Source organism: Xanthomonas sp. LF06-19 (genome assembly GCF_034105425.1).
In the GTDB taxonomy this organism is placed as follows: domain Bacteria; phylum Pseudomonadota; class Gammaproteobacteria; order Xanthomonadales; family Xanthomonadaceae; genus Xanthomonas_A; species Xanthomonas_A sontii.
Window position 1 is genome coordinate 38,961 of the sequence record NZ_JAXGGH010000003.1, and the last position, 22,828, is coordinate 61,788.

Annotated in this window: 16 protein-coding genes; 6 read left to right on the top strand and 10 right to left on the bottom strand. The window is 70.8% G+C overall.

Features of this window, described 5'->3' with window-relative positions; all coding sequences use genetic code 11:
- Positions 1-46 precede the first annotated feature (46 nt).
- The 4 genes from SLW55_RS07250 to pilG are packed head-to-tail and all read right to left on the bottom strand — an operon-like array spanning position 47 to position 3,437.
- Positions 47-2,083, bottom strand: coding sequence for a methyl-accepting chemotaxis protein (locus SLW55_RS07250; RefSeq protein WP_017910265.1), 2,037 nt, complete (start codon positions 2,081-2,083; stop codon positions 47-49).
- Between the two features lie 40 nt (positions 2,084-2,123).
- A complete protein-coding gene (locus SLW55_RS07255) occupies positions 2,124-2,654 on the bottom strand; it encodes a chemotaxis protein CheW (RefSeq protein WP_267100137.1) in 531 nt (176 codons plus the stop codon).
- 1 nt (position 2,655) lies between these two features.
- Complete coding sequence (locus tag SLW55_RS07260) at positions 2,656-3,018, bottom strand: response regulator (RefSeq protein ID WP_026143267.1); 363 nt, start codon at positions 3,016-3,018, stop codon at positions 2,656-2,658.
- Between the two features lie 17 nt (positions 3,019-3,035).
- A complete protein-coding gene (gene pilG, locus SLW55_RS07265) occupies positions 3,036-3,437 on the bottom strand; it encodes a twitching motility response regulator PilG (protein WP_003472648.1) in 402 nt (133 codons plus the stop codon).
- A gap of 242 nt (positions 3,438-3,679) precedes the next feature.
- Between pilG and gshB the strand changes: the two genes are divergently transcribed.
- The 3 genes from gshB to SLW55_RS07280 all read left to right on the top strand — a co-directional run bounded on the left by gshB (position 3,680) and on the right by SLW55_RS07280 (position 9,038).
- Complete coding sequence (gshB, locus tag SLW55_RS07270) at positions 3,680-4,630, top strand: glutathione synthase (RefSeq protein ID WP_017910262.1); 951 nt, start codon at positions 3,680-3,682, stop codon at positions 4,628-4,630.
- Entirely contained in the window at positions 4,627-5,508 is an 882-nt protein-coding gene (locus SLW55_RS07275) for an energy transducer TonB (protein ID WP_267100136.1), read from the top strand. Before gshB ends, SLW55_RS07275 begins: the two co-directional genes overlap by 4 nt.
- Positions 5,509-6,038: 530 nt before the next feature.
- Positions 6,039-9,038 carry a TonB-dependent receptor gene (locus tag SLW55_RS07280; protein ID WP_267100135.1) on the top strand — a complete coding sequence of 1,000 codons (3,000 nt, stop codon included), beginning with the start codon at positions 6,039-6,041 and terminating at the stop codon, positions 9,036-9,038.
- A gap of 26 nt (positions 9,039-9,064) precedes the next feature.
- On the opposite strand, the gene SLW55_RS07285 is transcribed toward SLW55_RS07280, so the two are convergent.
- Positions 9,065-10,045, bottom strand: coding sequence for a LysR family transcriptional regulator (locus tag SLW55_RS07285; RefSeq protein WP_152180766.1), 981 nt, complete (start codon positions 10,043-10,045; stop codon positions 9,065-9,067).
- 126 nt (positions 10,046-10,171) lie between these two features.
- On the opposite strand from SLW55_RS07285, the gene SLW55_RS07290 reads away from it, so the two are divergent.
- Entirely contained in the window at positions 10,172-10,831 is a 660-nt protein-coding gene (locus SLW55_RS07290) for a glutathione S-transferase (protein WP_152236005.1), read from the top strand.
- Between the two features lie 30 nt (positions 10,832-10,861).
- A complete protein-coding gene (locus tag SLW55_RS07295; RefSeq protein ID WP_267100134.1) occupies positions 10,862-12,862 on the top strand; it encodes a pyridoxamine 5'-phosphate oxidase family protein in 2,001 nt (666 codons plus the stop codon).
- A 25-nt stretch (positions 12,863-12,887) separates the two neighbouring features.
- Here the strand turns inward: SLW55_RS07295 and tsaB are convergent, their stop codons facing one another.
- The 4 genes from tsaB to mrcB all read right to left on the bottom strand — a co-directional run bounded on the left by tsaB (position 12,888) and on the right by mrcB (position 18,801).
- The gene (gene tsaB / locus SLW55_RS07300; RefSeq protein WP_017914452.1) at positions 12,888-13,592 is read right to left on the bottom strand and encodes a tRNA (adenosine(37)-N6)-threonylcarbamoyltransferase complex dimerization subunit type 1 TsaB; all 705 of its coding nucleotides are present in this window, start codon (positions 13,590-13,592) and stop codon (positions 12,888-12,890) included.
- 60 nt (positions 13,593-13,652) lie between these two features.
- Entirely contained in the window at positions 13,653-15,662 is a 2,010-nt protein-coding gene (locus SLW55_RS07305) for an ATP-dependent DNA helicase (protein WP_267100133.1), read from the bottom strand.
- A gap of 161 nt (positions 15,663-15,823) precedes the next feature.
- On the bottom strand, positions 15,824-16,345 hold the full coding sequence (locus SLW55_RS07310; RefSeq protein ID WP_010343249.1) for a tetratricopeptide repeat protein: 522 nt from the start codon (positions 16,343-16,345) through the stop codon (positions 15,824-15,826).
- A 23-nt stretch (positions 16,346-16,368) separates the two neighbouring features.
- Positions 16,369-18,801, bottom strand: a complete 2,433-nt coding sequence (gene mrcB, locus SLW55_RS07315; protein ID WP_320744889.1) for a penicillin-binding protein 1B — start codon at positions 18,799-18,801, stop codon at positions 16,369-16,371.
- Between the two features lie 93 nt (positions 18,802-18,894).
- Between mrcB and SLW55_RS07320 the strand changes: the two genes are divergently transcribed.
- Complete coding sequence (locus tag SLW55_RS07320; RefSeq protein ID WP_320744890.1) at positions 18,895-20,991, top strand: glycosyltransferase; 2,097 nt, start codon at positions 18,895-18,897, stop codon at positions 20,989-20,991.
- Between the two features lie 219 nt (positions 20,992-21,210).
- Here the strand turns inward: SLW55_RS07320 and SLW55_RS07325 are convergent, their stop codons facing one another.
- Complete coding sequence (locus SLW55_RS07325; RefSeq protein WP_320744991.1) at positions 21,211-22,734, bottom strand: hypothetical protein; 1,524 nt, start codon at positions 22,732-22,734, stop codon at positions 21,211-21,213.
- Positions 22,735-22,828 lie beyond the last annotated feature (94 nt).

The window sequence follows — 22,828 nt, forward strand, 5'->3', positions numbered from 1 at the left end:
TTCACGGTACGTCATGTGCGCTTCCTTCCACCCGGTTCCGGCCCGCTTACGCCGGCAGCTTGAAGTCGGCGACCGAGCGCCGCAGGTCCGCCGCCAGTTGCGCCAGGCGGCCGATCGATTCGGCGGTCTGTCCCGCGCCTTGCGAGGTCTGTCCGGTGATCTGCCGGATCACGTCCATCGTCTGGGTGATGTCGATCGCCGCCGCCGACTGCTGGTGCGCGGCGATGGAGATGTTCTTGATGAGGGTGTTGAGCGCATTGGACACGCGTTCGATCTCGGTCAGCGCGGTGCCCGCGTCCTCGGCCAGGCGCGCGCCGGACACCACTTCGGAGGTGGTCTGCTCCATCGAGCTGACCGCTTCGTTGGTATCGGCCTGAATGGTCTGCACCAGGCCTTCGATGCGGCGGGTAGCGCCGGAGGTGCGTTCGGCCAGGCGCTGCACTTCGTCGGCGACCAGCGCGAAACCGCGGCCGGCCTCGCCGGCCGAGGCGGCCTGCACCGCGGCGTTGAGCGCCAGGATGTTGGTCTGCTCGGAAATGTCGTTGATCAGTTCCACGATCGAGCCGATCTCCTGGGTCGACTCGCCCAGGCGCTTGATGCGCTTGGAGGTCTCCTGGATCTGGTCACGGATCTGGTCCATGCCCTGGATGGTCTCGCGGACCACGCCGGCGCCTTCGGCCGCGATCACCACCGAGCGCTGCGCCACTTCCGCCGACTCGGTGGAGTTGCGCGAGACCTGCTCGATGCTGGCGGCGATTTCGTTGATGCGCACGGAAGCCGAGCCGATCTGCTCGGCCTGGTGCCCCGCCGCCTCGGCCAGCTGGCGCGCGGTGGCCTGGGTTTCCTCGGTGGACACGGCGACCTTGGCCGAGGTGTCGTTGATGGTGGTCACCAGGTGGCGCAGTTCGTCGACGGCGTAGTTGATCGCGTCGGCGATGGCGCCGGTCATGTCCTCGGTGACCGAGGCCTTGACGGTCAGGTCGCCTTCGCCGAGCGAGCTGATTTCGTCGAGCAGGCGCATGATCGCCTGCTGGTTGCGGCTGTTGTATTCCACCTGCGTCTGCAGGCGGATTTCCTGCTCGCGGCTGCGGCTGCGCACCGTGGTCCAGACGAAGCCGACGATCGACAGCAGCGCCAGCAGGCCGGAGATCACGCCCAGCCAGAAGTTCGGGAACAGGCGGGTGTCGCGGGTCGAGCCGAACGCGGAGAACGCGTCGAACAGCTTCTTGCTGTCCTCCAGCATCTTGCCCGAGCCGGCGGTCAGCGCCGCGGCGGCGGACTGCGCGGCGAACAGGCTGCGCGAGCTGGCTTGCAGCGCGTCCAGGTCCTTCTTCATCTCCGCCCACTGCGCCTGCGACTGCTCCAGTGCAGCCAGCGCGGCAGCGTTGCGCACTGGGGCGATGCCCAGTTCCTCGTTGCCGTTGCGCAGGCCCTCGAGCATCTGCCCGAACACCACCGCGTCGCGCGCCAGCGCGTCGCCGGCGCTGGCCGCGCCGCGGCCGCCGGCGCGCATTTCGGTGACGCGGCGGGCCATGGTACCGGCCACCACCACCTGCTGCAGGGTGTTGTAGATCTGCGCGGCGGGCGCGCCGCCGACCGTCATCGCGCGCACCACCTCGTTCAACTGCGCCTGCAGCTGCGGTACGCCGCCGACGAAGCGGTCGGCGTTGCCGGCCAGCGCCAGCACCGCCGGTTCGCTGTCCACCACCTGCTGCGCGTTCTTGGCCAGTGGCGCCCAGGTGCCGTTGAGGGTCTGCAGCGGCGCGGACACGCCGGCTTCGTTGGCGTAGCGTGCGTTGAGCTCGGCGACGGTGCTCTCCACCTTCGCCTTGGTCTGCTTGAATTGCTTGAAGGTCTCGGCGTTGCCGGACACTGCGTCGCGGGCCTGGTTGGCCAGCTGTTGCGACAGCACCTGCAGGTCGGCCGCGCCGGTGCTGGCGCCGGCCAGGCGGTTGCCCTGCCAGGTGGCCACGCCGGTGTTGGCGCCGAACACGACCAGCGACAACGCCAGCAGGCCCAGCCAGAAACTCGTGCCCACGCTGCCGAGCTTGCTGGCCTTGCGGGCGTCCGGAGCAGTACTCATGATGCGACCTCGGTCTTCGATGCGGAGGCAGCGCGCGCGCTCAGGCGGCGGCTTGCCGGAATTCGGGAGTGCGCGACAGCAGCGACAGCGAGAACACGCCCCAGTCCTGGGCGTCGCCGCGGAAGGCGCGGTCGATGAAGTGCGCGTAGCGGCCCTGGGCCAGATCGCCCGGCTCCACCGCCTGCGCCTCGGTGAAGCTGCGCTGGCCGAACAGTTCGTCGATGGTCAGGGCCACGTCGCCGCCGCTCTGGCGCATGATCAGCACGCGCTGGCCTTCCTGCAGCGCGGTGCGCTCGCCTTCCAGGAACTGCTTCAGGTCGACCACCGGGCACAGGTTGCCGCGCAGGTTGCCCACGCCCAGCAGCCACGGCTGCGCGCCCGGCACCGGGGTGACCGGCGGCATGCGCACGATTTCCACCACTTCGCGGAAATCCGAGACCAGGTGGCGCTTGCCGACGCGGTAGCCAACCCCGCGCCAGACGTCGTCGTCGAAGGCGCGTTCGGGCATCTGCACGGCGTGCGCCAGGCTGCGCCGCTCGTAGGCCTCGAGGATGTCGAAGGGCGAGCGCATGTCAGCCCACCAGTTGATTGATGCGGGCGATCAGCTCGTCTTCCCGCGGCGGCTTGACGATGTAGTCGGTGGCGCCTTGGCGCATGCCCCATACCTTGTCGGTCTCCATGCTCTTGGTGCTGATGATCAGCACCGGGATGTGCCGGGTGGCCTCGTCGCGCGACAGCGCGCGGGTGGCCTGGAAGCCGCTCATCCCCGGCAGCACCACGTCCATCAGCACCAGGTTCGGCGCCTGCTCGCGTACCAGCTTGATCCCGTCCTCCGCGTTGTCGGTGGACAGGACCTGGTGCCCGGCTTTTTCCAGCCATTGCGTGAACACCGCCCGGTCGGTCGGTGAGTCCTCGATCAACAAGATACGGGCCATGCTGCCTTTCCCCCTGGTCAGGCGTTGACGTATGTACGGATCGCGCCCAGCAGCTCTTCGCGTGTAAAGGGTTTGGTGAGGTACTGCTCGGACCCGACGATGCGCCCGCGCGCCTTGTCGAACAGGCCGTCCTTGGAGGACAGCATGATCACCGGCGTGGCCTTGAACAGCTGGTTGCCCTTGATCAGCGCGCAGGTCTGATAGCCATCCAGCCGCGGCATCATGATGTCCACGAAGATGATCTGCGGCTGCTGGTCGGCGATCTTGGCCAGCGCCTCGAAGCCGTCGGTCGCCGTCACCACTTCGCACCCTTCGCGCTTCAGCAACGTTTCGGCAGTACGACGGATCGTTTTCGAATCGTCGATCACCATGACCCGCAAGCCTGCGAGTTCCCCACCCGCAGTCGTGTTTTCACTCATCACTTGCCCCCAAGCGCGCGACGCTTCATCGGATCCGGCTTCGCTGCGAAACGCCATGTATCCCAAGACCCGCTGCGACTGTCAAGGCCGCCGCTGCCGGTCTGCGTTGAACCACGTAACAGCACAAACTATGTCACAGTTTGGCGGATAACGTGCGACACCGCGCAGCCGCGCCCGACACCCGGTGCGCGGCGCCCCCGCCGACCCGCTACCATCTTCCGCTCAGTCTCTCAGGTGCCCCCATGCCGTTCGATGTCATCGTGGTGATGGACCCCATCGCCAGCATCAAGATCGCCAAAGACACGACCTTCGCGATGCTGCTGGAAGCGCAGCGCCGCGGGCACCGGCTGCACTACGTGCGCCCCGGCGGGTTGACCCTGCGCGATGGCTGCGCAACCGCCCAGGCCGCGCCGCTGCGGGTGCGCGACGACAAGGCCGGCTGGTTCGAGCTGGACGCGTTCGCCGAACTGACCTTCGGTCCCGGCCAGGTCGTGCTGATGCGCAAGGATCCGCCGTTCGATGCGGAGTTCCTGTACGACACCCACGTGCTCAGCGTGGCCCAGCGCGCCGGCGCGCAGGTGGTCAACGACCCGCAGGGCCTGCGCGACTTCAACGAAAAGCTGGCCGCCCTGCTGTTCCCGCAGTGCTGTCCGCCGACGCTGGTCAGCCGCGACGCCGCCACGCTCAAGGCCTTCGTGCTGGAGCATGGCCAGGCGGTGCTGAAGCCGCTGGACGGCATGGGCGGGCGGTCGATCTTCCGCAGCGGCACCGGCGACCCCAACCTCAACGTGATCCTGGAGACGCTGACCGACGGCGGCCGCAAGCTGGCCCTGGCGCAGCGCTTCATCCCGGACATCAGTGCCGGCGACAAGCGCATCCTGCTGGTCGACGGCGTGGCGGTGGACTACTGCCTGGCGCGGATTCCGCAGGGCGACGAGTTCCGCGGCAATCTGGCCGCCGGCGGCCGCGGCGAAGGCCGCCCGCTGAGCGAGCGCGACCGCTGGATCGCCGCCCAGGTCGGCCCGGAGATGAAACGGCGCGGCATGCGCTTCGTCGGCCTGGACGTGATCGGCGACTACCTCACCGAGGTCAACGTCACCAGCCCCACCTGCGTGCGCGAGCTGGACGCGCAGTTCGGGCTCAACATCGCCGGGCTGCTGTTCGACGCCATCGAGGCCTACCCGGCGCGATGAGCGCGGCCGCCGCGACGCCCGCGCCGCGCATCGGCGAGCGCGAACGGCTCAGCGCCACCCTGGTGCTGTCGCTGATCGTGCACGGGCTGCTGATCCTGGGCGTGGGCTTCGCGATCGACGACGATGCACCGCTGGTGCCGACGCTGGACGTGATCTTCAGCCAGACCAGCACGCCGCTGACGCCGAAACAGGCCGACTTCCTGGCCCAGGCCAACCAGCAGGGCGGCGGCGATCACGACACGCCGCAACGTCCGCGCGATAGCCAGCCAGGCGTGGTGCCACAGCGCCAGGACGGGCTGGCGCCGCAGGCGTTGCGTGCGCAGACCGCGGCCGCGGCACCGGAACCGACCCCGCGCGTGGTCAGCAGCGCGCGCGGCGAGCAGCCACTGCCGGTGGCGCAGACCCAGCCGCGTACCGACGACCCGCAACGGCCGTTGGACGCGCAGCGCGAACAGCGCGATGCCGAGATGGCACGCCTGGCCGCCGAAGTGCACCTGCGCTCGGAGCAATACGCCAAGCGCCCCAACCGCAAGTTCGTCTCCGCCAGCACCCGCGAATACGCCTACGCCAACTATCTGCGCGCCTGGGTCGACCGCGCCGAGCGCGTCGGCAACCTCAACTATCCCGACGAAGCGCGGCGGCGCCGGCTCGGCGGCCAGGTAGTGATCAGCGTCGGCGTGCGCCGCGACGGCAGCCTGGAGAGCAGCCGCATCCTGCGCTCCAGCGGCGTGCCGATGCTCGACGCCGCCGCACTGCGGATCGTGCAACTGGCGCAGCCGTTCCCGCCGCTGCCGCGCACCGACGACAACGTCGACATCCTGCAGGTGACCCGCACCTGGGTGTTCCTGCCCGGCGGCAGCCTAGTCGACGACCGCTGAGCGGCACGCAGATCGCCCCTCTCCCATCGGGAGAGGGGTTGGGGTGAGGGTACGACCGCCCACAACGCCTGCCGGTCGCAACAGGTCGAGGCTTCGCCCCGTACCCTCATCCGCCCCTTCGGGGCACCTTCTCCCGATGGGAGAAGGGAGAGCGATGGGCCCTCTCCCATCGGGAGAGGGGTTGGGGTGAGGGTACGACCGCCCGCAACGCCTGCCGGTCGCAACAGTTCGAGGCTTCGCCCCGTACCCTCATCCGCCCCTTCGGGGCACCTTCTCCCGGCGGGAGAAGGAGAGCACTGGCCCCTCTCCCACCGGGGGAGGGGTTGGGGTGAGGGTCCGGTCGCCCACAACGTCCAACGGCCGACATAACCATTGGTGCCGCCGACATAACGACGCGGCATTTCTGTGATGGCGTCCCATTAAGGTTAATGGAGCGGGGGAACGTTACCGCGCATACCGCATCATCCAGGACGGGCGGATTCGAGTCGGCGCGGCGGCCCCCCGCCCCCACCACCCGAGTCGCCTTCCGCATGCACAACCATCGCTCCCTCCGCAGGCCCGCCCTGCTCGCCCTGGCACTGAGTGCCGCCCTCGCCCTCCCGCCGGCCCAGGCCCAGTCCACCACCGGCGCCGTCGCCGGTCAGGCGCCCGCCGATACCCAGCGCATCCTGGTGCGCAGCGACAGCGGCCTCAGCCGCGAGGTCGCCGTGGATGCGCGCGGCCGCTACAACATCGGCCAGTTGCCGCTGGGCACCTACACCATCATCGCCAAGGGCGCCGACGGCAGCGTGCTGGGCAGCCGCGACGGCATCGGCCTCACCGTCGGTGCCGTCACCGACGTCTCCTTCAGCCCCGCCACCACCAGCCTGGCCGGCGTCCAGGTCAGCGCCGACCGCGCCGCCGCCGCGATCGACGTGAGCAGCGTGGACTCGCGCACCGTGATCAATGCCGAACAGCTGCAGCGCCTGCCGCTGGGCCGCTCGGCCGAGGCCATCGCGCAACTGGCGCCCGGCGTGGCCGGCAACAGCGGCAGCGGTACCTACATCGGCCCGACCGGCACGCAGCTGCTCAGCTTCGGCGGCTCTTCGGCCGCGGAGAACGCCTATTACATCAATGGCTTCAACACCACCGACCCGCTGCGCGGACTGGGCGGACTGACCCTGCCCTACGGCAGCATCGACCAGTTGGAGGTCTACACCGGCGGCTACAGCGCCAAGTACGGCCGTTCCGACGGCGGCGTGATCAACGCCGTGGGCAAGCGCGGCAGCAACGAATGGCATTTCGGCGGCCAGGCGACCTGGGAACCGGACGGCCTGCGCTCCGCAAAGAAGGACGTGTACGCGCCCGGCAACGGCGCGCTGTACCGCCCGGACAGCAAGAGCGGCTCCACCCTCAGCACCCAGAGCGTCTACGCCGGCGGCCCGCTGATCCAGGACCGGCTGTTCTTCTTCGGCGCCTACGAACTGCAACGCCAGGACGGCGATCGCTTCTACGGCGCACGCGAGACCACGCCGGGGCCGTACTACTACGACTACCAGTACCGCCGGCCGAGTTGGTACGCCAAGCTCGACTGGAACATCAGCGACAGCCAGCTGCTGGAAATCACCGGGGCGTCCAGCCGCTATGTCACCCGCGGCAAGTACTACCAGTACAGCGGCCGCGACATCGGCGCCCTACGCGGCAACGCCGACACCACCAAGACCGGCGGCGACCTGTGGAGCGCCAAGTACACCGGCTACCTTACCGACCGCCTGACCTTCAGCGCCCTCTACGGCCAGCAGCGTACCGACGACTACAGCCGCAACCCCAACTACAACGGCACGCTGACCTATCTCTCCAGCCCCGGCTTCCAGAACCCGGCCTACACCGGCGGCACCCCGATCACCAATGCGCAGACCACCGCGTTGCTGGTCGATCCGGCGCGCGGCAACCGCACCGACAACCTGCGCCTGGACCTGAACTACGCCATCGGCGCGCACAGCATCACCATCGGCATCGACAACCAGAACGCACGCGCGCTCAACCGCGGCTCGGTGGCTTCGGGCGACGGCTACTACTGGATCTACGGCCAGGCCAACCCCAACGTGCCGATCAACACCGGCCTCGGCGTACCCGCCACCGGCGGCTACCCCAACGGCCAGGACGGCTACTACGTGCGCAAGTACATCTACAGCGCGCTGGCCTCGGTGCGCTCGGCGCAGCGCGCGCAGTACGTGGAGGACAACTGGCAGGTCAACGACCGGCTGTTGCTCAACCTCGGCCTGCGCCTGGACCAGTTCACCAACTACAACCGCGACGGCGCGCCGTACATCAAGCAGACCAGCGGGCAATGGGCGCCTCGGTTAGGCTTCAGCTGGGACGTCGACGGCGATGCGCGCTTCAAGGTGTACGGCAACGCCGGCCGCTACTACCTGGCGCTACCGCTGAACCCGGCGTTCAACGCCGCCGGCGCCACCCTGGCCACTTCGACCTACTACACCTATGGCGGCATCGACGCCAACGGCTACCCGACCGGCCTGACCCAGATCTCCGGTGCGGTCTCGTCCAACAACAACTACGGCATCCTGCCCGACCCCAAGACCGTCGCCACGCAAGGCATCAAGCCCTCGTTCCAGGACGAGTTCATCCTCGGCTTCACCAAGGCCTGGGGCGACAGCTGGGTCTACGGCGCCAAGGGCACCTACCGCGTCCTGCGCAGCGGCGTGGACGACTACTGCGACAGCGATACCGTGTTCGCCGCCGCCGCGGCGCAAGGACACACGGTGACCCTGGCCAGCAATCCGGTCAGCTGCTGGCTGATCAACCCGGGCCGGGCCAACACCTTCACCCTGGTCGACACCTCGGGCAACTACGTCAAGGTGCCGCTGAGCAACGCGCAGTTCGGCTTCCCGGCGTTCAAGCGCAACTACTACGGACTCAACCTGTCGCTGGAGCATCCGTTCGACCAGCGCTGGTACGGCCGCCTCGACTACACCTGGTCGCGCAGCTACGGCACCACCGAGGGCCAGTTGCTGTCGGGCATCGGCCAGACCGCGGTGTCCACCACTCAGGCCTGGGACTTCGCGCAGTTGATGGAGCACACCAACGGCCCGCAGAGCAACGACCACACCCATCAGTTCAAGTTCTACGGCTACTACCAGCTCAACCCCGCATGGCTGGTGTCGGCCAACCTCAAGCTGATCTCCGGTTCACCGTTCAGTGCACTGGGCTCCTACGGCCCCGACCACAGCGACCCTTCCGGCTACGGCATCGCCTATCACTACTACCAGGGCCAGCCGGCGCCTCCGGGCAGCCAGGGCCGCCTGCCGTGGCTGCAGCAACTGGATCTCGGCGTGTCGTGGCGGCCGGCCTACGCCGACCGCAAACTGGCCTTCAACCTGGACGTGTTCAACGTCTTCAACGGCCAGGCCACGCTGTGGAAGTATCCGTACTCGGAGTCGGACCCAGGTAAGGCGGACCCGGTGTATGGCGCGGCCCTGCTGCGCCAGGCGCCGCGGTCGCTGCGGTTGAGCGTCAGCTACGACTATTGATCGGCGGCACGGCGACCGGCGCGCGATCAGCGCGCTGGCCGTCGCCGCGCACGTGCAGGCGCCGCACCGGCAACGGCCGCCGTGCCGCCCTCCGCCTCGGTGCGCATCGATGCGATCCGCGCCTTCATCGCATCGATGAAGGCGCGCACCTTCGGCGATGGCAGCCGCGTCGGCGGGTATACCGCATGGATGCCGAACGATGCCGAACGCCACGCCGGCAACAGACGCACCAGCCGGCCGGCGGCGACGTCGGCGGCGGTGGAGAAATCCGTCAGCAGGCCGAACGCGCCACCGGCCAGCACGATCGCGCGGCAGCCGGTCGCGGTATTGGCGACGAAGTGCGGCACGCAGCGCACCGCCACGCTGTCGCCGCGCGCATTGACCAGCTCCAGGGTGCGCGGACGGGCAATGCTGGACAGCAGCACGAAGGGGAGCGCAGCCAGCGCCGCCGGGTCGCGCGGCAGCCCGTGGCGCGCGACGAACTGCGGGCTGGCGACCGGCCACACCGCATAGCTGCCGAGCCGTACCGCGCGGTAGGTCGAATCGGCGAGACGGCCGATGCGGATCGCCACATCGAGATTGTCGGCGACCAGATCGACGATGCGATCGTTCGCGACCAGTTCGACATCGAGGCGGGGGTGCCTGTCGCGCAAAGCGACCACCGCCTGGGCCACAACCTGCGCGCCGTAGTCGACCGGCACGCTGACCCGCAGCGCGCCACGCAACGGGCCGGCGTCGGGAGACACCGTCTGCAGCGCATGCTCGGCCGCGCGCACGATGTCGCGGCACGCCTCGTAGAACCCGCGTCCGGCGTCGGTCACGCTCAGCCGTCGCGTCGTGCGCACCAGCAGGTTCGCGCCGACCTCCGATTCCAGGCGCTGCATGTGCGTGCTGACCACCGTCTTGGCCAGGCCGAGCCGCTCGGCCGCGGCAGTCAGCGAGCCGGCCTCGACCACTGCGACGAAGATCGCCAGACGATTCAGGTTGACGTCGCGCAGGTCGGCCATGCCCGATTGTCCTTCCGGAAAGGATAATGTTTCTCGCATTGTCCGTCTTCTTGCCGGCCGCGGCCAGCGCTAGGCTGCAGCCGATCGTCGCCGATCCCCGGCGATGCACGATTGCGGAGCCGTTCCATGTCCACCCTCAGTCCTCGCGGCACCGATCGTCCCGCCGCTCCGATCCGGGTCTATTCCGCGCCCCTGTCCGGACACGCGCACCGGGTGCGCCTGTTCCTGTCGCTGCTCGGACTGCCGTTCGAGACCATCGATGTGGATCTCGCCGCCGGCGCGCAACGGCAACCGGCGTTCCTGGCGCTGAATCCGCTCGGACAGATACCGGTGATCGACGACAGCGGCAGGGTGCTCGCCGATTCCAACGCGATCCTGGTCTATCTGGCCAAACGCTACGGCCATCCGCAGTGGCTGCCGGACGAGCCGCTCGGCGCAGCGACCGTGCAGCGCTGGTTGTCGTACGCGGCCGGGCCGATCGCCTACGGGCCCGCCGCGGCGCGGCTGGCGACCGCATTCGGGATGCCGCTCGACCTGGCGGCGGCCAGGCGTACGGCGACCCGGTTGCTCGATGCGATCGACCAGGAATTGGCCGACACGCCGTTCGCCGCCGGCGCGCAACCGACCATCGCCGACATCGCCGGCTACACCTACATCGCGCATGCGCCAGAAGGCGGAATCGCGCTCGAACCTTACCCGCAAGTGCGGGCGTGGCTTGCCCGGATCGAAGCCTTGCCGGGATTCGTCGCCTTGCCGGCGCTGCCGCCCGGCGCGTCGGCCGGCTGAGCGCTGCCGGCCGACGGCACGCAGACCGCGATGAACGCGCCGACCGCTGGCGTCGCCGGCTGGGATCTGGAGACCTCGCCGTTCCACCCCGGCGAACTTGCCGTCCAGCAGCGGGCCGGGGCCAGCGCGGTCGCGGCGGCGGCCGGGCGGCGCAGCATCCGCCGCTGCATGCCCGAACAGCATCGGGACTTCTTCGCGCAACTGCCGCTGTTCGTACTCGCCGGCAGCGACGCGCACGGGCAGCCGTGGGCGACGCTGCGCGTGGGCCAGCCCGGCTTCCTGAGCACACCGGACCCGCGCACGCTGCGCATCGCCGCGCCGCCCCTGCCCGGCGACCCGCTGGCCGGCACCTGGCGGCCGGGCGCGCCGTTCGGCGGCCTGGGCATCGCGCTCGAAACGCGACGACGCAATCGCGTCAACGGCAGCGTCAGCGCAGTCGATGGCGACACGCTGACGGTCGCGGTGGAGCAGAGCTTCGGTAACTGCCCGCAGTACATCAACAGCCGCAGCCCGACGTTCGCCGCAGGCGAGGTCCACGCGCATACCGCGACTGCCGTGTCGGCGCGTCTGAGCGATGCGCAATGCGCGCTGCTCGCGCGCTGCGATACCTTCTTCATCGCCAGCGCGAACACCTCGGAGGATGCCGGCGCCGCGCGCGGCGCGGACGTGTCGCACCGCGGCGGCCTGCCCGGCTTCGTGCGCGTCGACGATGCGCGCACCCTGACCACGCCGGATTTCAGCGGCAACCGCTACTTCAATACGCTCGGCAATCTGTTGCACGATCCGCGCGCGGGGCTGCTGTTCATCGACTTCGAACGCGGCGACCTGCTGTACCTGGCCGCCCGCGCGGAGATCGTCTGGGACGGGCCGCTACTGGCGACGTTCGCGGGCGCGCAGCGCGTGGTGCGCTTCCATATCCGCGAAGTGCGCCACACGCGCGCCGTGTTGCCGTGGCGCTGGTCGGCGGTGCAGCGCCCAGCGCAGTTCGCCGCGGCGTCGACGCCTGCCGCCGAACGCGCCTGGCGGCCGCTGCGGATCGTGCGGATCGTCGACGAAGCGCGTGCCATCCGCTCGTTCCATTTCGCCGCCGAGGACGGCGGCGCGCTGCCGTCGTACGCAGCCGGCCAACACCTTACGCTGCGTTTCCCGATCTGCGGCAATGCCGCGCCGACGGTGCGCAACTACACGCTGTCCGACGCGCCGGGTGGCGCGCTCTACCGGATCACCGTGAAACGGCAGGGCCGGGCATCGGCCTGGCTGCACGACCATGCGCAGGTCGGCACGACGCTGGACGCGCAGATGCCGCGCGGCGATTTCGTCTTCGATGCCGCCAGCCCGCGGCCGGTGGTGTTCGTCTCGGCCGGGATCGGCATCGCGCCGATGCTGGCGATGCTGCGCCAGGCGCTGGCCGACACCGCCTCGCGGCGGCGGTTGATCTTCGTGCACGGCGCCCGCGAGGCCGCCGATCGTCCGTTCGCCGCCACACTGGCACGGCTCGCCGCGGCCGACGCGCGGCTGTCGCTGCATTGCCTGGACAGCCGAGCGGCCGGCCACGGCGCCGGCCGCATCGGCATCGCGCGGTTGCAGCGGATCCTGGCATTCGACGATTACGACTTCTACCTGTGCGGACCGCCAGACTTCATGCGCGATATGTACCGTGGATTGCGCGCGCTGAACGTAGCGGACGCGCGCATCCGCTTCGAGGCATTCGGCCCATCGAGCCTCGTCCGCGATACGAACCCCGCAGCGCCCGCAGATGCGCCACGGGTGCGCGTGCGGTTCCAGCGCTCGGGACGCGAGGCGGTCTGGACCCCGGACGCCGGCACGTTACTGGAGCTGGCAGAAGCGCAGCGGATCGCTGCGCCCTCCGATTGCCGCTACGGTTCCTGCGGCACCTGCGCGACGCGCGTGCTGTCCGGCGCAGTGCATTACCTGCGTCCGCCCGACACCCAGATCGAACCAGGCTGTGCGCTGCTGTGCGTCGCCAGGCCTGCGCACGAAAGCGCCACGCCGCTGGTACTCGACCGCTGACGCGCCGACGGCACGCCGCACGCACTCACCGTGCGGCCCGCTGCGCCTGCTGCTCGGCCAGGGTCAGGGCGACGTTGTCGCGCAGGTAGGCCGGTTCGGCGCGTTCCGGCGCGATCCCTTCGCCGCGCGCGTACGCAGCCGCGGCCAGGGTCAGCACGTCGGCGGCATGCGGCAGCGCCTGCGCATCGGCGCTGCGCCAGTGCGCGCCGAAGCGGCGCTGCAAGGTGCCATCGACCGCCGCCAGCCCGGTGCCGACCGCAGCCCAGGCCGCATCCGGCTCCGGCAACACGAAGGCTTCCGGACTCAGCACCTGCTCCGGGGTCAGCGCCTGCAGGCCGCCGTCGGCCTGCCGCGCGTACGCCGCGGTGTAGACCTCGCCCATGCGCGCATCGATCGCCGCCAGCACCCGCGGCGCGTCGGCCGGCGCGCGCAGCGCCAGCACCTGCAGCGTGGACACCGGCAGCACCGGCAGGTCCAGGGCCAGGGCGATGCCCTGCGCGACCGCGATCGCCAGGCGCACGCCGGTGAACGCGCCGGGGCCGCGACCGAAGGCCACTGCATCGAGCTGACGGCGGCCGATGCCGGCCTCGGCCAGCAACTGCTCGGCCCACGGCAGCGCCAGTTCGGCGTGCCGCCGCGGCGCCAGGTCGAAGCGCTCCAGCACGCGGTCGCCGACCAGCACGGCGACGGAGCAGGCTTCGGTGGAGGTTTCGAAGGCGAGCAGATTCATTGGAGGCTGGGAATCGGGAATGGGGATTGGGGAATCGGAAAAGCAAAGGCGGCGCGTCGGCTAGTTTGACGTGGCCGGTGGCGTCGCGGCCTCGGGATTATCGCCCAGCGCCGGGGCCTCGGCGGCGAAGAACTGGCGCACGTCCTCCACGTCGCGGGTGCGGGCGAACGGCGGCAGCGACTCCAGGAAGGTGCGGCCATAGGACTTGGAGAGCAGGCGCGGGTCGCACAGCACCAGCACGCCGCGGTCGCGCTCGCTGCGGATCAGCCGGCCCACGCCCTGCTTCAGCGCGATCACCGCCTGCGGCAACTGCTCCTCGCGGAACGGGTTGCCGCCGTCGCGGCGGATCGCCTCCAGGCGTGCTTCGAACACCGGATCGTCGGGCGCGGCGAACGGCAGCTTGTCGATCACCACCACGCTCAGCGCATCGCCGACCACGTCCACGCCCTCGCGGAAACTGGCCGAGCCGAGCAGCACTCCGTTGCCGGAGGCGCGGAAGCGCTCGAGCAAGGTCGCGCGCGGCGCCTCGCCCTGCACGAACAGCGGCCAGGGCCCGTCGCGCAGCGCCTCGGCCGCCTCGCGCAGCGCGCGGTGCGAGGCGAACAGCAGGAAGGCGCGGCCCTGCGAAGCCTCCAGCACCGGCTGCAACGCGGCGATCAATGCGGTGCCGAAGCCGCGCGCGGCGGGATCGGGCAGCGCCGGCAGGTAGCACAGCGCCTGCCGCGCCCAGTCGAACGGGCTGGGCTGCAGCAAGGTCATCGGATCGCGCAGGCCCAGGCGGGTGGCGATGTGCTCGAACTCGCCCTTCACCGCCAGCGTCGCCGAGGTGAACACCCAGGCCGCGCGCGAGGCCTCGCGGTGCGCGCGCAGCGGCCCGGACACGTCCAGCGGCGTGCGCTGGCAGCGGAAGCCGCGCGGGGTCAGTTCGTACCACAGCACGTCGTTGGACGGCGCGTCCGCTTCCGGCTCGGCCTCGAAATCCGGAATCGGCGCATCCTCGCCGAGCCAGCGGCCCAGCCGCGTGCGCAGCTCGCGCGCGCGCGCCGCACAGGCGTCGAAGCCGGGCGAGGCCTCGCGCAGGGCCGCCAGCGGCTCCTGCAGCCGCGCCAGATCGGCCAGCAGCGCGTCGAAACCGTCGCGCACCTGCGGCTTGGCCAACAGCCGCCATTGCGTGCCGCGCGCCGGCAGCCCCTCCATCGCCGCGCGCAATTCGCGCAGGGTCTGTTCCAGCGCCTGCGCCGGCGCCTGCAGGCTGGCCAGCGCGCCGGCGACATTGCGACTCTCGGCCACGCAGTCGCGCGCCAGTTCCTGCAGCGGGCGCATGCCGAAACCTTCGCCGAAGAAGTTCGCCGCCAGCTCCGGCAACTGGTGCGCCTCGTCGATCACGAAGGCCTGCGCCCCGGGCAGGATTTCGCCGAAACCTTCCTGCTTCAGCGCCAGGTCGGCCAGCAGCAGGTGGTGGTTGACTACCACCAGGTCGGCCGCCTGCGCGCGCTGCCGCGCCTGCACCACGAAGCACTCGCCCCAGAACGGGCATTCGGTGCCCAGGCAGTTGTCGACGGTGGAGGTGACCAGCGGCAGCAGCGGCGAGTCGTCGGCCAGCGCGTCCAGTTCGGCGATGTCGCCGAAGCGGGTGCGCCCGCTCCAGGCGACGATGCGCTGGAACTGCGCGACCTGCTCGCGCGCGGTGAAGCGCGGCTCGCCGCGCGCCTGCTGCAGGCGGTACTTGCACAGATAGTTGGCGCGCCCCTTCAGCAGCGCACTGCTCAGGCCCACGCCCAGCGCCGCGCGCACCCGCGGCAAATCGCGGTGGTAGAGCTGATCCTGCAGCGCGCGCGTCCCGGTGGACACGATGGTCTTCAGCCCCGACAACAGCGCCGGCACCAGGTACGCATAGGTCTTGCCGGTGCCGGTGCCGGCCTCGGCCAGCAGCACGTCGCGCTGCTCGAACGCCTCGGCGATCGCCGCAGTCAACCGCAACTGCGCCGGCCGCGGCACGAAGGCGTCTAGCTGACGCGCAAGCGCCCCGCCTTCGCTGAGGGCTTCGGTGCTTGCGTGAGCTAACGACATGGGAATGGAGAGTCGGGAATAGGGAATGGTTAGAGCAGCAGCGCTACCCGCTCACTGTGACTGCCGCCGGCAGAGCGGGAAGACCGAACGCCGCCAGGGGGACGAGCCGCCAGAAACGCAGTTCTACCCATTCCCCATTCCCGACTCCCCATTCCCGGCCCTCAGTACCTCTTGATCCCCGGCACCGTGCACCCGGCGATCTGCGCGTGCGCCGAGGCGGCGTTTTCCTTCTGCCCGCGGGCCAGGCGCGCCTGTTCGATGGTCGCCCAGTGGCGGCGGCACAGCGGGCCGGTCTGCGAGCCCAGGTCGATGGCGCGCTTGGCGAAGGCTTCGGCCTGGGCGTCGTCCTTCTGCAGCAGCGCCACTTCGGCGCGGTCCTGCAGCAGCGCCGGGTCGTCCGGCACCAGCTTCAGCGCCTGGTCCAGTGCTGCGGCGGCGCCGGCCAGGTCGCCGGCGCTGCGCTTGCGCTTGGCGCTCTCGCGCAGATCCTCCACTTCCGGATCGCGCAGCGGCTGCACGCTCAGTTCGGTGTCGTCGGCACCGCCGCTGGCGTCGATCGCGGCGATGCGCTGCGCCGGCGTGGTGGTGTCCACCGGCGCGGCCGGGGGCGGCGGCGGCGGTGCGCTGACGCAGGAGGCGAGCAGCAGGCTGAGGGCGGCGATGGCGGGAAGACGTGGGGTCATGAGCGGTATCCGGGATCCGGGAATCAATGCGCCGGCGGCGGCGCGGCCGCGTCGGCAGGCGGGTCTTTCTTCTTGTCCAGGCCGAACCAGCTGCGCCAGCCGCCACCCTGGTGTTCGCCCTCGGCGGGCGCGGCGTCTTCCGGCAGCGCCTGCGGCGGCGTGCACGCGGCATACGCCGGCACGAAGCCGACCACGAACGGGAACTGGCGCGCGCCGGGGCAGCTCGGGTCGGTGCTGTTGTACCCCACCGGGTCCATCCACTGCCAGTCGATGCCCTTGCCCTGCACCTGCAGCGGCGCGCTCGGCAGCCGCGAGAAGATGCCCGACCACACCCGCATCGCACCGGTGGCGCCGTACAGGCCGGTCTGCTTGTTCTGGTCGTTGCCGATCCAGATCACCGCCAGGTGGTCGCCGGTGTAGCCGGCATACCAGCTGTCCACGCCATCGTTGCTGGTACCGGTCTTGCCGGCCGGCGACAGCTTGCCCAACCCATCGCTGAGCAGTTGCCGCGCGGTGCCGTTGCTGACCACCTGCTGCAGCGCCATGCCCACCAGGTTGGCGGCGATGGAGTCGCCCTCCTGCGCCGGCGCCGGGGTCTTGTCGTAGCGCTTGAGCAGCTTGCCCTGCGGATCGAGCACGCCGCGCACCGCATGCAGCGGCTGGATTTCGCCACCGGAGGCCAGGAACTGGTACAGCTGCGCCATCGCGTACGGGCTCTGGTCGGTGGCGCCGAGGATCAGCGAGGGATTGACCTCGGCCTCGATGCCGGCCAGCACCTTCACCAGTTGCGCCACGCGCTCCGGCCCGACCTGCATGCCGATGCGCACCGTGGCCTGGTTGTAGGAGTGCGCCAGCGCATCGACCACGCGCACCGTGCCGTGGCTGCGGCCATCGGAATTGCCCGGGCTCCAGGTGCGGCCGCGGCCCAGCTGCACGGTGACCGGGGTGTCGTCGACCCAGCTGGCCAGCGAGTAGCGGTCCGGCTGCGCCAGCGCCAACAGGTACACGAACGGCTTGAGCAGCGAGCCGACCTGGCGCTGCGCCTCGATCGCGCGATTGAAACCGGGTTGGGCCACGTCGCGGCTGCCGACCACCGCCAGCACCTCGCCGTTGTGGGTGTCGGTGAGCACCAGGCCGGCCTGCAGCGGCGGGCGCTTCTTGTTGGTCTCCAGCGCGGTGATGGTGCGCGTCACCGCGCCCTCGGCATAGGCCTGCGCCGACGGCGACATGCCGGTGAGCACGCTCAGGCCGGCGCCCTGCAGCGCGCTTTCGGGGTAATCGCGCGCCAGCTGGCGCCGCACCAGGTCGACATAGGCGGGGAACCGGTTGGCCGCGACCAGGCCGGGTTCGGCCGGCACGCCCAGCGGCGCGGCCAGCGCCTTGCGGTAGGTGGGTTCGTCGATCAGCTCGCTCTCGCGCAGCTTGCCGAGCACGAAGTTGCGCCGGTCCAGCGCGCGCTCGGGATAGCGCCGCGGGTCGTAGTAGGACGGCCCCTTGACCAGGCCGATCAGCAGCGCCACCTGCTCCGGCGCCAGCGCATCGAGTTCGCGGCCGAACCAGAACTCCGCGCCCGAGGCCACGCCATGCACAGCCTGGCTGCCGCGCTGGCCCAGGTACACCTGGTTCAGATACGCCTCGAGGATGGTGCGCTTGTCGTAGCGCGCCTCCATGATCAGCGCGTACAGGATCTCGTTGAACTTGCGGGTGACCGTCTGTTCCTTGCCGATGCCGAGCAGGCCGCTGCGCGCCAGCTGCTGGGTCAGGGTGCTGGCGCCCTGCCGGCTCTTGCCGCCGGAGCGCACCATCACCCAGGCCGCGCGGACCATGCCGCTGAGGTCGATGCCATGGTGCGAATTGAAGTCGCGGTCCTCTACCGCCTGCAGGCCGGTGACCAGCAGTTCCGGCACCTCGTCCACGCGCACCAGGCGCCGCTCTTCCTGCTTCTGCCCGTACAGCGTGGCGATGCGCGCCGGATCCAGCCGCGCGGCCTTGAGCGCCTTGCGCGTCTGCGCATCGCGCAGCGCCACCACGCGGCCGCCGGCCAGCGCGACCTCGATGCGGCGCGGCGCGACCCGCCCGTCGACATCGACGTAGCCGCGGCTGGCGATGGTGAAGCGGCTGCCGTCCTGCTGGTAGCTGCCGGGGCGCTCGGCGCCGGCATCGGCGCGGTAGCTGGCGGCATCGAGTTCGGTCTTCAGCGTCTGCGGGTCCATCGCCGTGTCCGGCGCCAGCACCAGCGGCCGCGCGTAGACACGGGTGGGGATCTGCCAGCGCAGTTCGCCGAAACGCTGGGTGACCTGTTTGTTCAGATAGACCGTGTACGGAATCAGGAAGCCCAGGCCGAGTGCGGCGGCGGCCAGGCCCCAGGTGAGCAGGCGCCTGCGCCATACGGCGGCGGGGCTGTCCAGGGCGTCGTCCTGATCGTCGGTGTCGTGATCGTCGTAGCGTCGGGGCACGGGAATGCGAGAATGTAAATTCCGCCGAGTCTAGCGCAGCCCAGCGGGCAGCGCGGCGCGACGGCCTCTTCGTTTAAGTTGGAGTGGTACCGGATGTCGATGTCGTGGGCGAATGCGCGCTACGCCCTGAACCGCCTGGCCGGCCTGGTCCGGCGCGGCCTGACCAGCCTGCGCACGCGCGGCTGGCGCAGCACCTGGGAGCGCCTGCGCGTGCATGCGCAACCGCTGCCGCCGCCGCAGCGCGCGCTGTTCGCGGTGGACGCGGCGCCGTTCGCTCCGTTCGCGGTGCCGAACAGTCCCGCACCGCTGGTCAGCATCGTGATCCCGGTCTACAACCACGTCGCGCATACCCTCGCCTGCCTGCGTGCGCTGGCCGCGCATCCGCCGGCAGCGCCCTGCGAGATCCTGGTGATCGACGACGGCAGCAGCGACGACACGGCGCAGTGGCTGCCGCAGGTGGTCGGCCTGCACTACCACGTGCGCGAGCGCAACGGCGGCTTCATCGCCACCTGCAACGACGGCGCCGCACGCGCGCAGGGCCGCTACCTGGTGTTCCTCAACAACGACACGGTGCCGCAGCCGGGCTGGCTGGACGCGTTGCTGGACACCTTCGCGCAGCTGCCGCAGGCCGGCCTGGTCAGCGCGCAACTGCTGTATCCCGACGGCCGCCTGCAGGATGCCGGCGGCGTGGTCTTCGCCGACGGCAGCGCCTGGAGCTACGGCCGCTTCGAGTCGCCCGACGATCCGCGCTATGCCTACCTGCGCGACGTCGACTACGGCAGCGGCGCGGCGCTGGCGATCGAGCGCGCGCGCTTCCTGGCGCTGGGCGGTTTCGACACGCGCTACATGCCGGCCTACTACGAGGACACCGACCTGGCCTTCGCGGTACGCGCCGCCGGCTTGCGCACGCTGGTGCAACCGGCCAGCCGCGTGGTGCACGACGAGGGCACCAGCAACGGCACCGACACCGGCAGCGGGATCAAGGCCTACCAGGTACGCAACCGTGCGGTCTTCGCCAGCAAGTGGGCCGAGGTGTTGGCGCAGCACCTGCAACCCGGCGAGGTACCGGTGCCAGCGCTGCTGCATCGCGGGCAGCGCCAGGTACTGATCCTGGACGAAGCGCTGCCGCAGCCGGACCGCGATTCCGCCTCGCTGCGCCAGCTCAACCTGATCCGCCTGCTGCTCGAGGAAGGCGCGCACGTGGTGTTCGTGCCCAGCGAGCGCAGCTATGCCAGCCGCCATAGCGAGACCCTGCAACGGCTCGGCGTGGAGGTGTGGTACGCGCCGTACCTGAAGAACCTGACCTGGTTCCTGCAGCAGCACGGTGCGCGCTTCCACAGCGTGCTGCTGGTGCGCCACCACGTCGCCCACGCCTGCCTGCCGCTGCTGCGCCGGTTCGCGCCGCAGGCGCGGCGGCTGTTCGACACCGTTGATCTGCACTACCTGCGCGAGCGCCGCGGCGCCGAACTCGCCGGCGACGCGCGCCTGCTGCGCGAAGCCGAGCGCACACGCGCGCGCGAACTGGAGGTGATGGCGCAGGTGGACGTGACCGTGCTGGTCAGCGCCGTCGAACGCGAACAGTTGCAGCGCGAGGCGCCACAGGTGCGCACGGCGCTGATCTCGAACCTGCACGAGGTCGCCGGCCCCGGCCTGCCGTGGGCGCAGCGCCGCGACCTGGTGTTCGTCGGCGGCTTCCGCCATGCGCCCAACGTGGACGCGGTGCGCTGGTTCCTGCAGGAGGTATTTCCTGCCGTGCGCACGCGTCTGCCGGAGGTGCGCTTCCACTGCATCGGTGCGGACATGCCGGAGGACATCCGCCGCCTCGGCGAGGCCACCGCGGGCGTCGAGTTGCTCGGCCACGTGCCCGACATCGCCGCCTACATGGACGGCATGCGCATCGCCGTGGCGCCGCTGCGCTTCGGCGCGGGGGTCAAGGGCAAGGTCAACCTCAGCATGGCCCATGGCCAGCCGGTGGTGGCCACCGCCTGCGCGGTGGAAGGCATGCATCTGCGCGACGGCGAGGACGTGCTGATCGCCGACGACCCCGCCGCGTTCGCCGACGCCATCGCGCAGCTGTACGCCGATCCGGCGCTGTGGCAACGGCTGGCCGACAACGGCCTGCGCAACATCGAGACCCACTTCTCGCTGGACGCCGCCCGCGCTACGGTGGGCGAGGCGTTCCTGGCCTGAGCGCTAATGGCGCGCCGTCGTCGATCGCGTCGGGACTGAAGTCCCTCCCATAACGGTGTTGCGAGCATCGCCGTTGACTCATGCCGTGCTGAGCAGATAACGCGCGCGCCGCAGAAAGTTCACGACACATGAGCTGTCCGAGTGCACCTGTGGGAGGGGCTTCAGCCCCGACGCATTGCAGCATCAGCCAGCAGAAAAGCCTAACCCGCACTGTATGCGCTAGCGCCCCGGACTGAGGCTACGCAAACGCCGCTCGAAGGCGGCCAATTCCGGGGTCGCCGGATCGATCGCGCGGGCGCGCTGCAACGCCTGCCGCGCGAACGCGGCATCGCCGCCGCTCAGGCGCTCGTCGCCGACCGCCAGCCAGCGCTGCGCCAGGCGTCGCCGCGCGGTGGCCAGGCCATTGCCGCCCGGCGCCAACGCGCGCCAGGCGTCGTAGCAGGCGCTCGCCGCCAGCACCCGATTGCCGCGCATGGCATCGTCGAAACAGCGTCGCAGCGCCGCCAGCACGCGCTGCTCGGCCGCGCGCACGCGCGCATCGCGCGGCGCCAGGGTCTGCGCCGCCAGCAAGGTGTCGTAGGCGCTGGCGCCGGGCGGGGTCAGCCAGGCACCGCGCGCCTCGGCGGCCTGCAGATCGGTCAGCAGGCGCTGCAGGCGGCGCTCGCGCTCGGCCGGCGACATCCGCGAGGGCGGCGTGGCCTGGCTCTGCCGGGCGCGCTGCAGCGCCTGCTTCGCGTCGGCCAGGGCACGGCTGTCCGGTGCCAGGGCCTGGCCCTTGCGCAACGCGCGCTCGGCCTCGCCAAAACGGAAATCGGCGGCGGCACGGCTCGCCTGCAGCGCATAGGCCGCCGCCACCCGCTCCAGGCCGTCGCTGGCGCCGGCTGCGTCCGGCACCGCCGCGTGCCACTGCGCAAACGCGTGTGCCGCCGCGTCCAGGCGCTGCCGGCGCAGGGCCTGCTCGGCCTCGCGCTGCAGGCGCTCCAGCGCCCGGTTCAGTTCCGCCTGGGTCTCGGGCAGGTCGACATGGCCGGGGTCGTAGCCACGCGCGCGCTCCACCAGCGCCGCGGCGGCGGCCAGGTCGCCGCGCGCCAGATCGCCGCGTGCGTGCTGCAGCAGTTCCGACAGCGCATCCTCGCGGCCTTCCAGCGCCGCGGTGCGTTCCGGCGCGTACTCCAGGACACGCTGGTACAGCGGCAGGGCCGCGTCCGGGCCGTCGTCCAGATGCCCGTCGTGACGCGCCTGCGCCGCCCGTTGCAGCAGTTGATCGATGCCGGCGTGCGCGGCCTCGCGCGCGCGCAATGCCGCCTCGATGCGATCGGCATCGGCGCGCGGCACCTGCAGCGCGCGCGCCAGCGCCAGCGCCTCGCGCGCCTGCGGAAAGCGGCCGGCGGCCAGCGCCGCGCGCGCCTGCCCCAGTGCCGCGCGCCCGGTCGCGGCCAGCCCGACGCGCGCCTGCATGCGGTCGCTGTCCAGCGCCAGCGCGGCTTCGAAGCGCTCGCGCGCACCGCTGCCGTCGGCGGCGCTGAGCCGGCCCGCACGCAGCGCCGCGTGGCCCTGGTCGAGCAATTGCTGGATGCGCGTCTCCGGCCAGATCAGGTCGGCCAGCGGGCGGCGGAACACCACCACGGCCATCCCCAGCACCAGCAGCACCGCCAGCGCCCAGCGCCAGACACGCCGATCGCGCCACAGCGGCACCGGCCGCTGCCTGCGCGTGGGTTCGTCCCTGACCTGATCCGGCGGCATGCTCACCGCACAAGCTTAGCGTTGCCCCGATGACGAACAGCTGTGCGTCGCACCGGCCGCGCGCACGGTGAATGGCTCACCCGCCGGCAGGCCT

Excerpts from the sequence above, each read along its gene's own strand:
- pilG (WP_003472648.1), bottom strand. The coding sequence starts at position 3,437 with ATGAGTGAAAACACGACTGCGGGTGGGGAACTCGCAGGCTTGCGGGTC.
- SLW55_RS07260 (WP_026143267.1), bottom strand. The coding sequence starts at position 3,018 with ATGGCCCGTATCTTGTTGATCGAGGACTCACCGACCGACCGGGCGGTG.
- SLW55_RS07320 (WP_320744890.1), top strand. The coding sequence starts at position 18,895 with ATGTCGATGTCGTGGGCGAATGCGCGCTACGCCCTGAACCGCCTGGCC.
- SLW55_RS07290 (WP_152236005.1), top strand. The coding sequence starts at position 10,172 with ATGTCCACCCTCAGTCCTCGCGGCACCGATCGTCCCGCCGCTCCGATC.
- SLW55_RS07305 (WP_267100133.1), bottom strand. The coding sequence starts at position 15,662 with ATGTCGTTAGCTCACGCAAGCACCGAAGCCCTCAGCGAAGGCGGGGCG.
- SLW55_RS07275 (WP_267100136.1), top strand. The coding sequence starts at position 4,627 with ATGAGCGCGGCCGCCGCGACGCCCGCGCCGCGCATCGGCGAGCGCGAA.
- SLW55_RS07310 (WP_010343249.1), bottom strand. The coding sequence starts at position 16,345 with ATGACCCCACGTCTTCCCGCCATCGCCGCCCTCAGCCTGCTGCTCGCC.
- tsaB (WP_017914452.1), bottom strand. The coding sequence starts at position 13,592 with ATGAATCTGCTCGCCTTCGAAACCTCCACCGAAGCCTGCTCCGTCGCC.
- SLW55_RS07285 (WP_152180766.1), bottom strand. The coding sequence starts at position 10,045 with ATGGCCGACCTGCGCGACGTCAACCTGAATCGTCTGGCGATCTTCGTC.
- gshB (WP_017910262.1), top strand. The coding sequence starts at position 3,680 with ATGCCGTTCGATGTCATCGTGGTGATGGACCCCATCGCCAGCATCAAG.
- SLW55_RS07280 (WP_267100135.1), top strand. The coding sequence starts at position 6,039 with ATGCACAACCATCGCTCCCTCCGCAGGCCCGCCCTGCTCGCCCTGGCA.
- SLW55_RS07325 (WP_320744991.1), bottom strand. The coding sequence starts at position 22,734 with ATGCCGCCGGATCAGGTCAGGGACGAACCCACGCGCAGGCAGCGGCCG.
- SLW55_RS07295 (WP_267100134.1), top strand. The coding sequence starts at position 10,862 with ATGAACGCGCCGACCGCTGGCGTCGCCGGCTGGGATCTGGAGACCTCG.
- SLW55_RS07250 (WP_017910265.1), bottom strand. The coding sequence starts at position 2,083 with ATGAGTACTGCTCCGGACGCCCGCAAGGCCAGCAAGCTCGGCAGCGTG.
- SLW55_RS07255 (WP_267100137.1), bottom strand. The coding sequence starts at position 2,654 with ATGCGCTCGCCCTTCGACATCCTCGAGGCCTACGAGCGGCGCAGCCTG.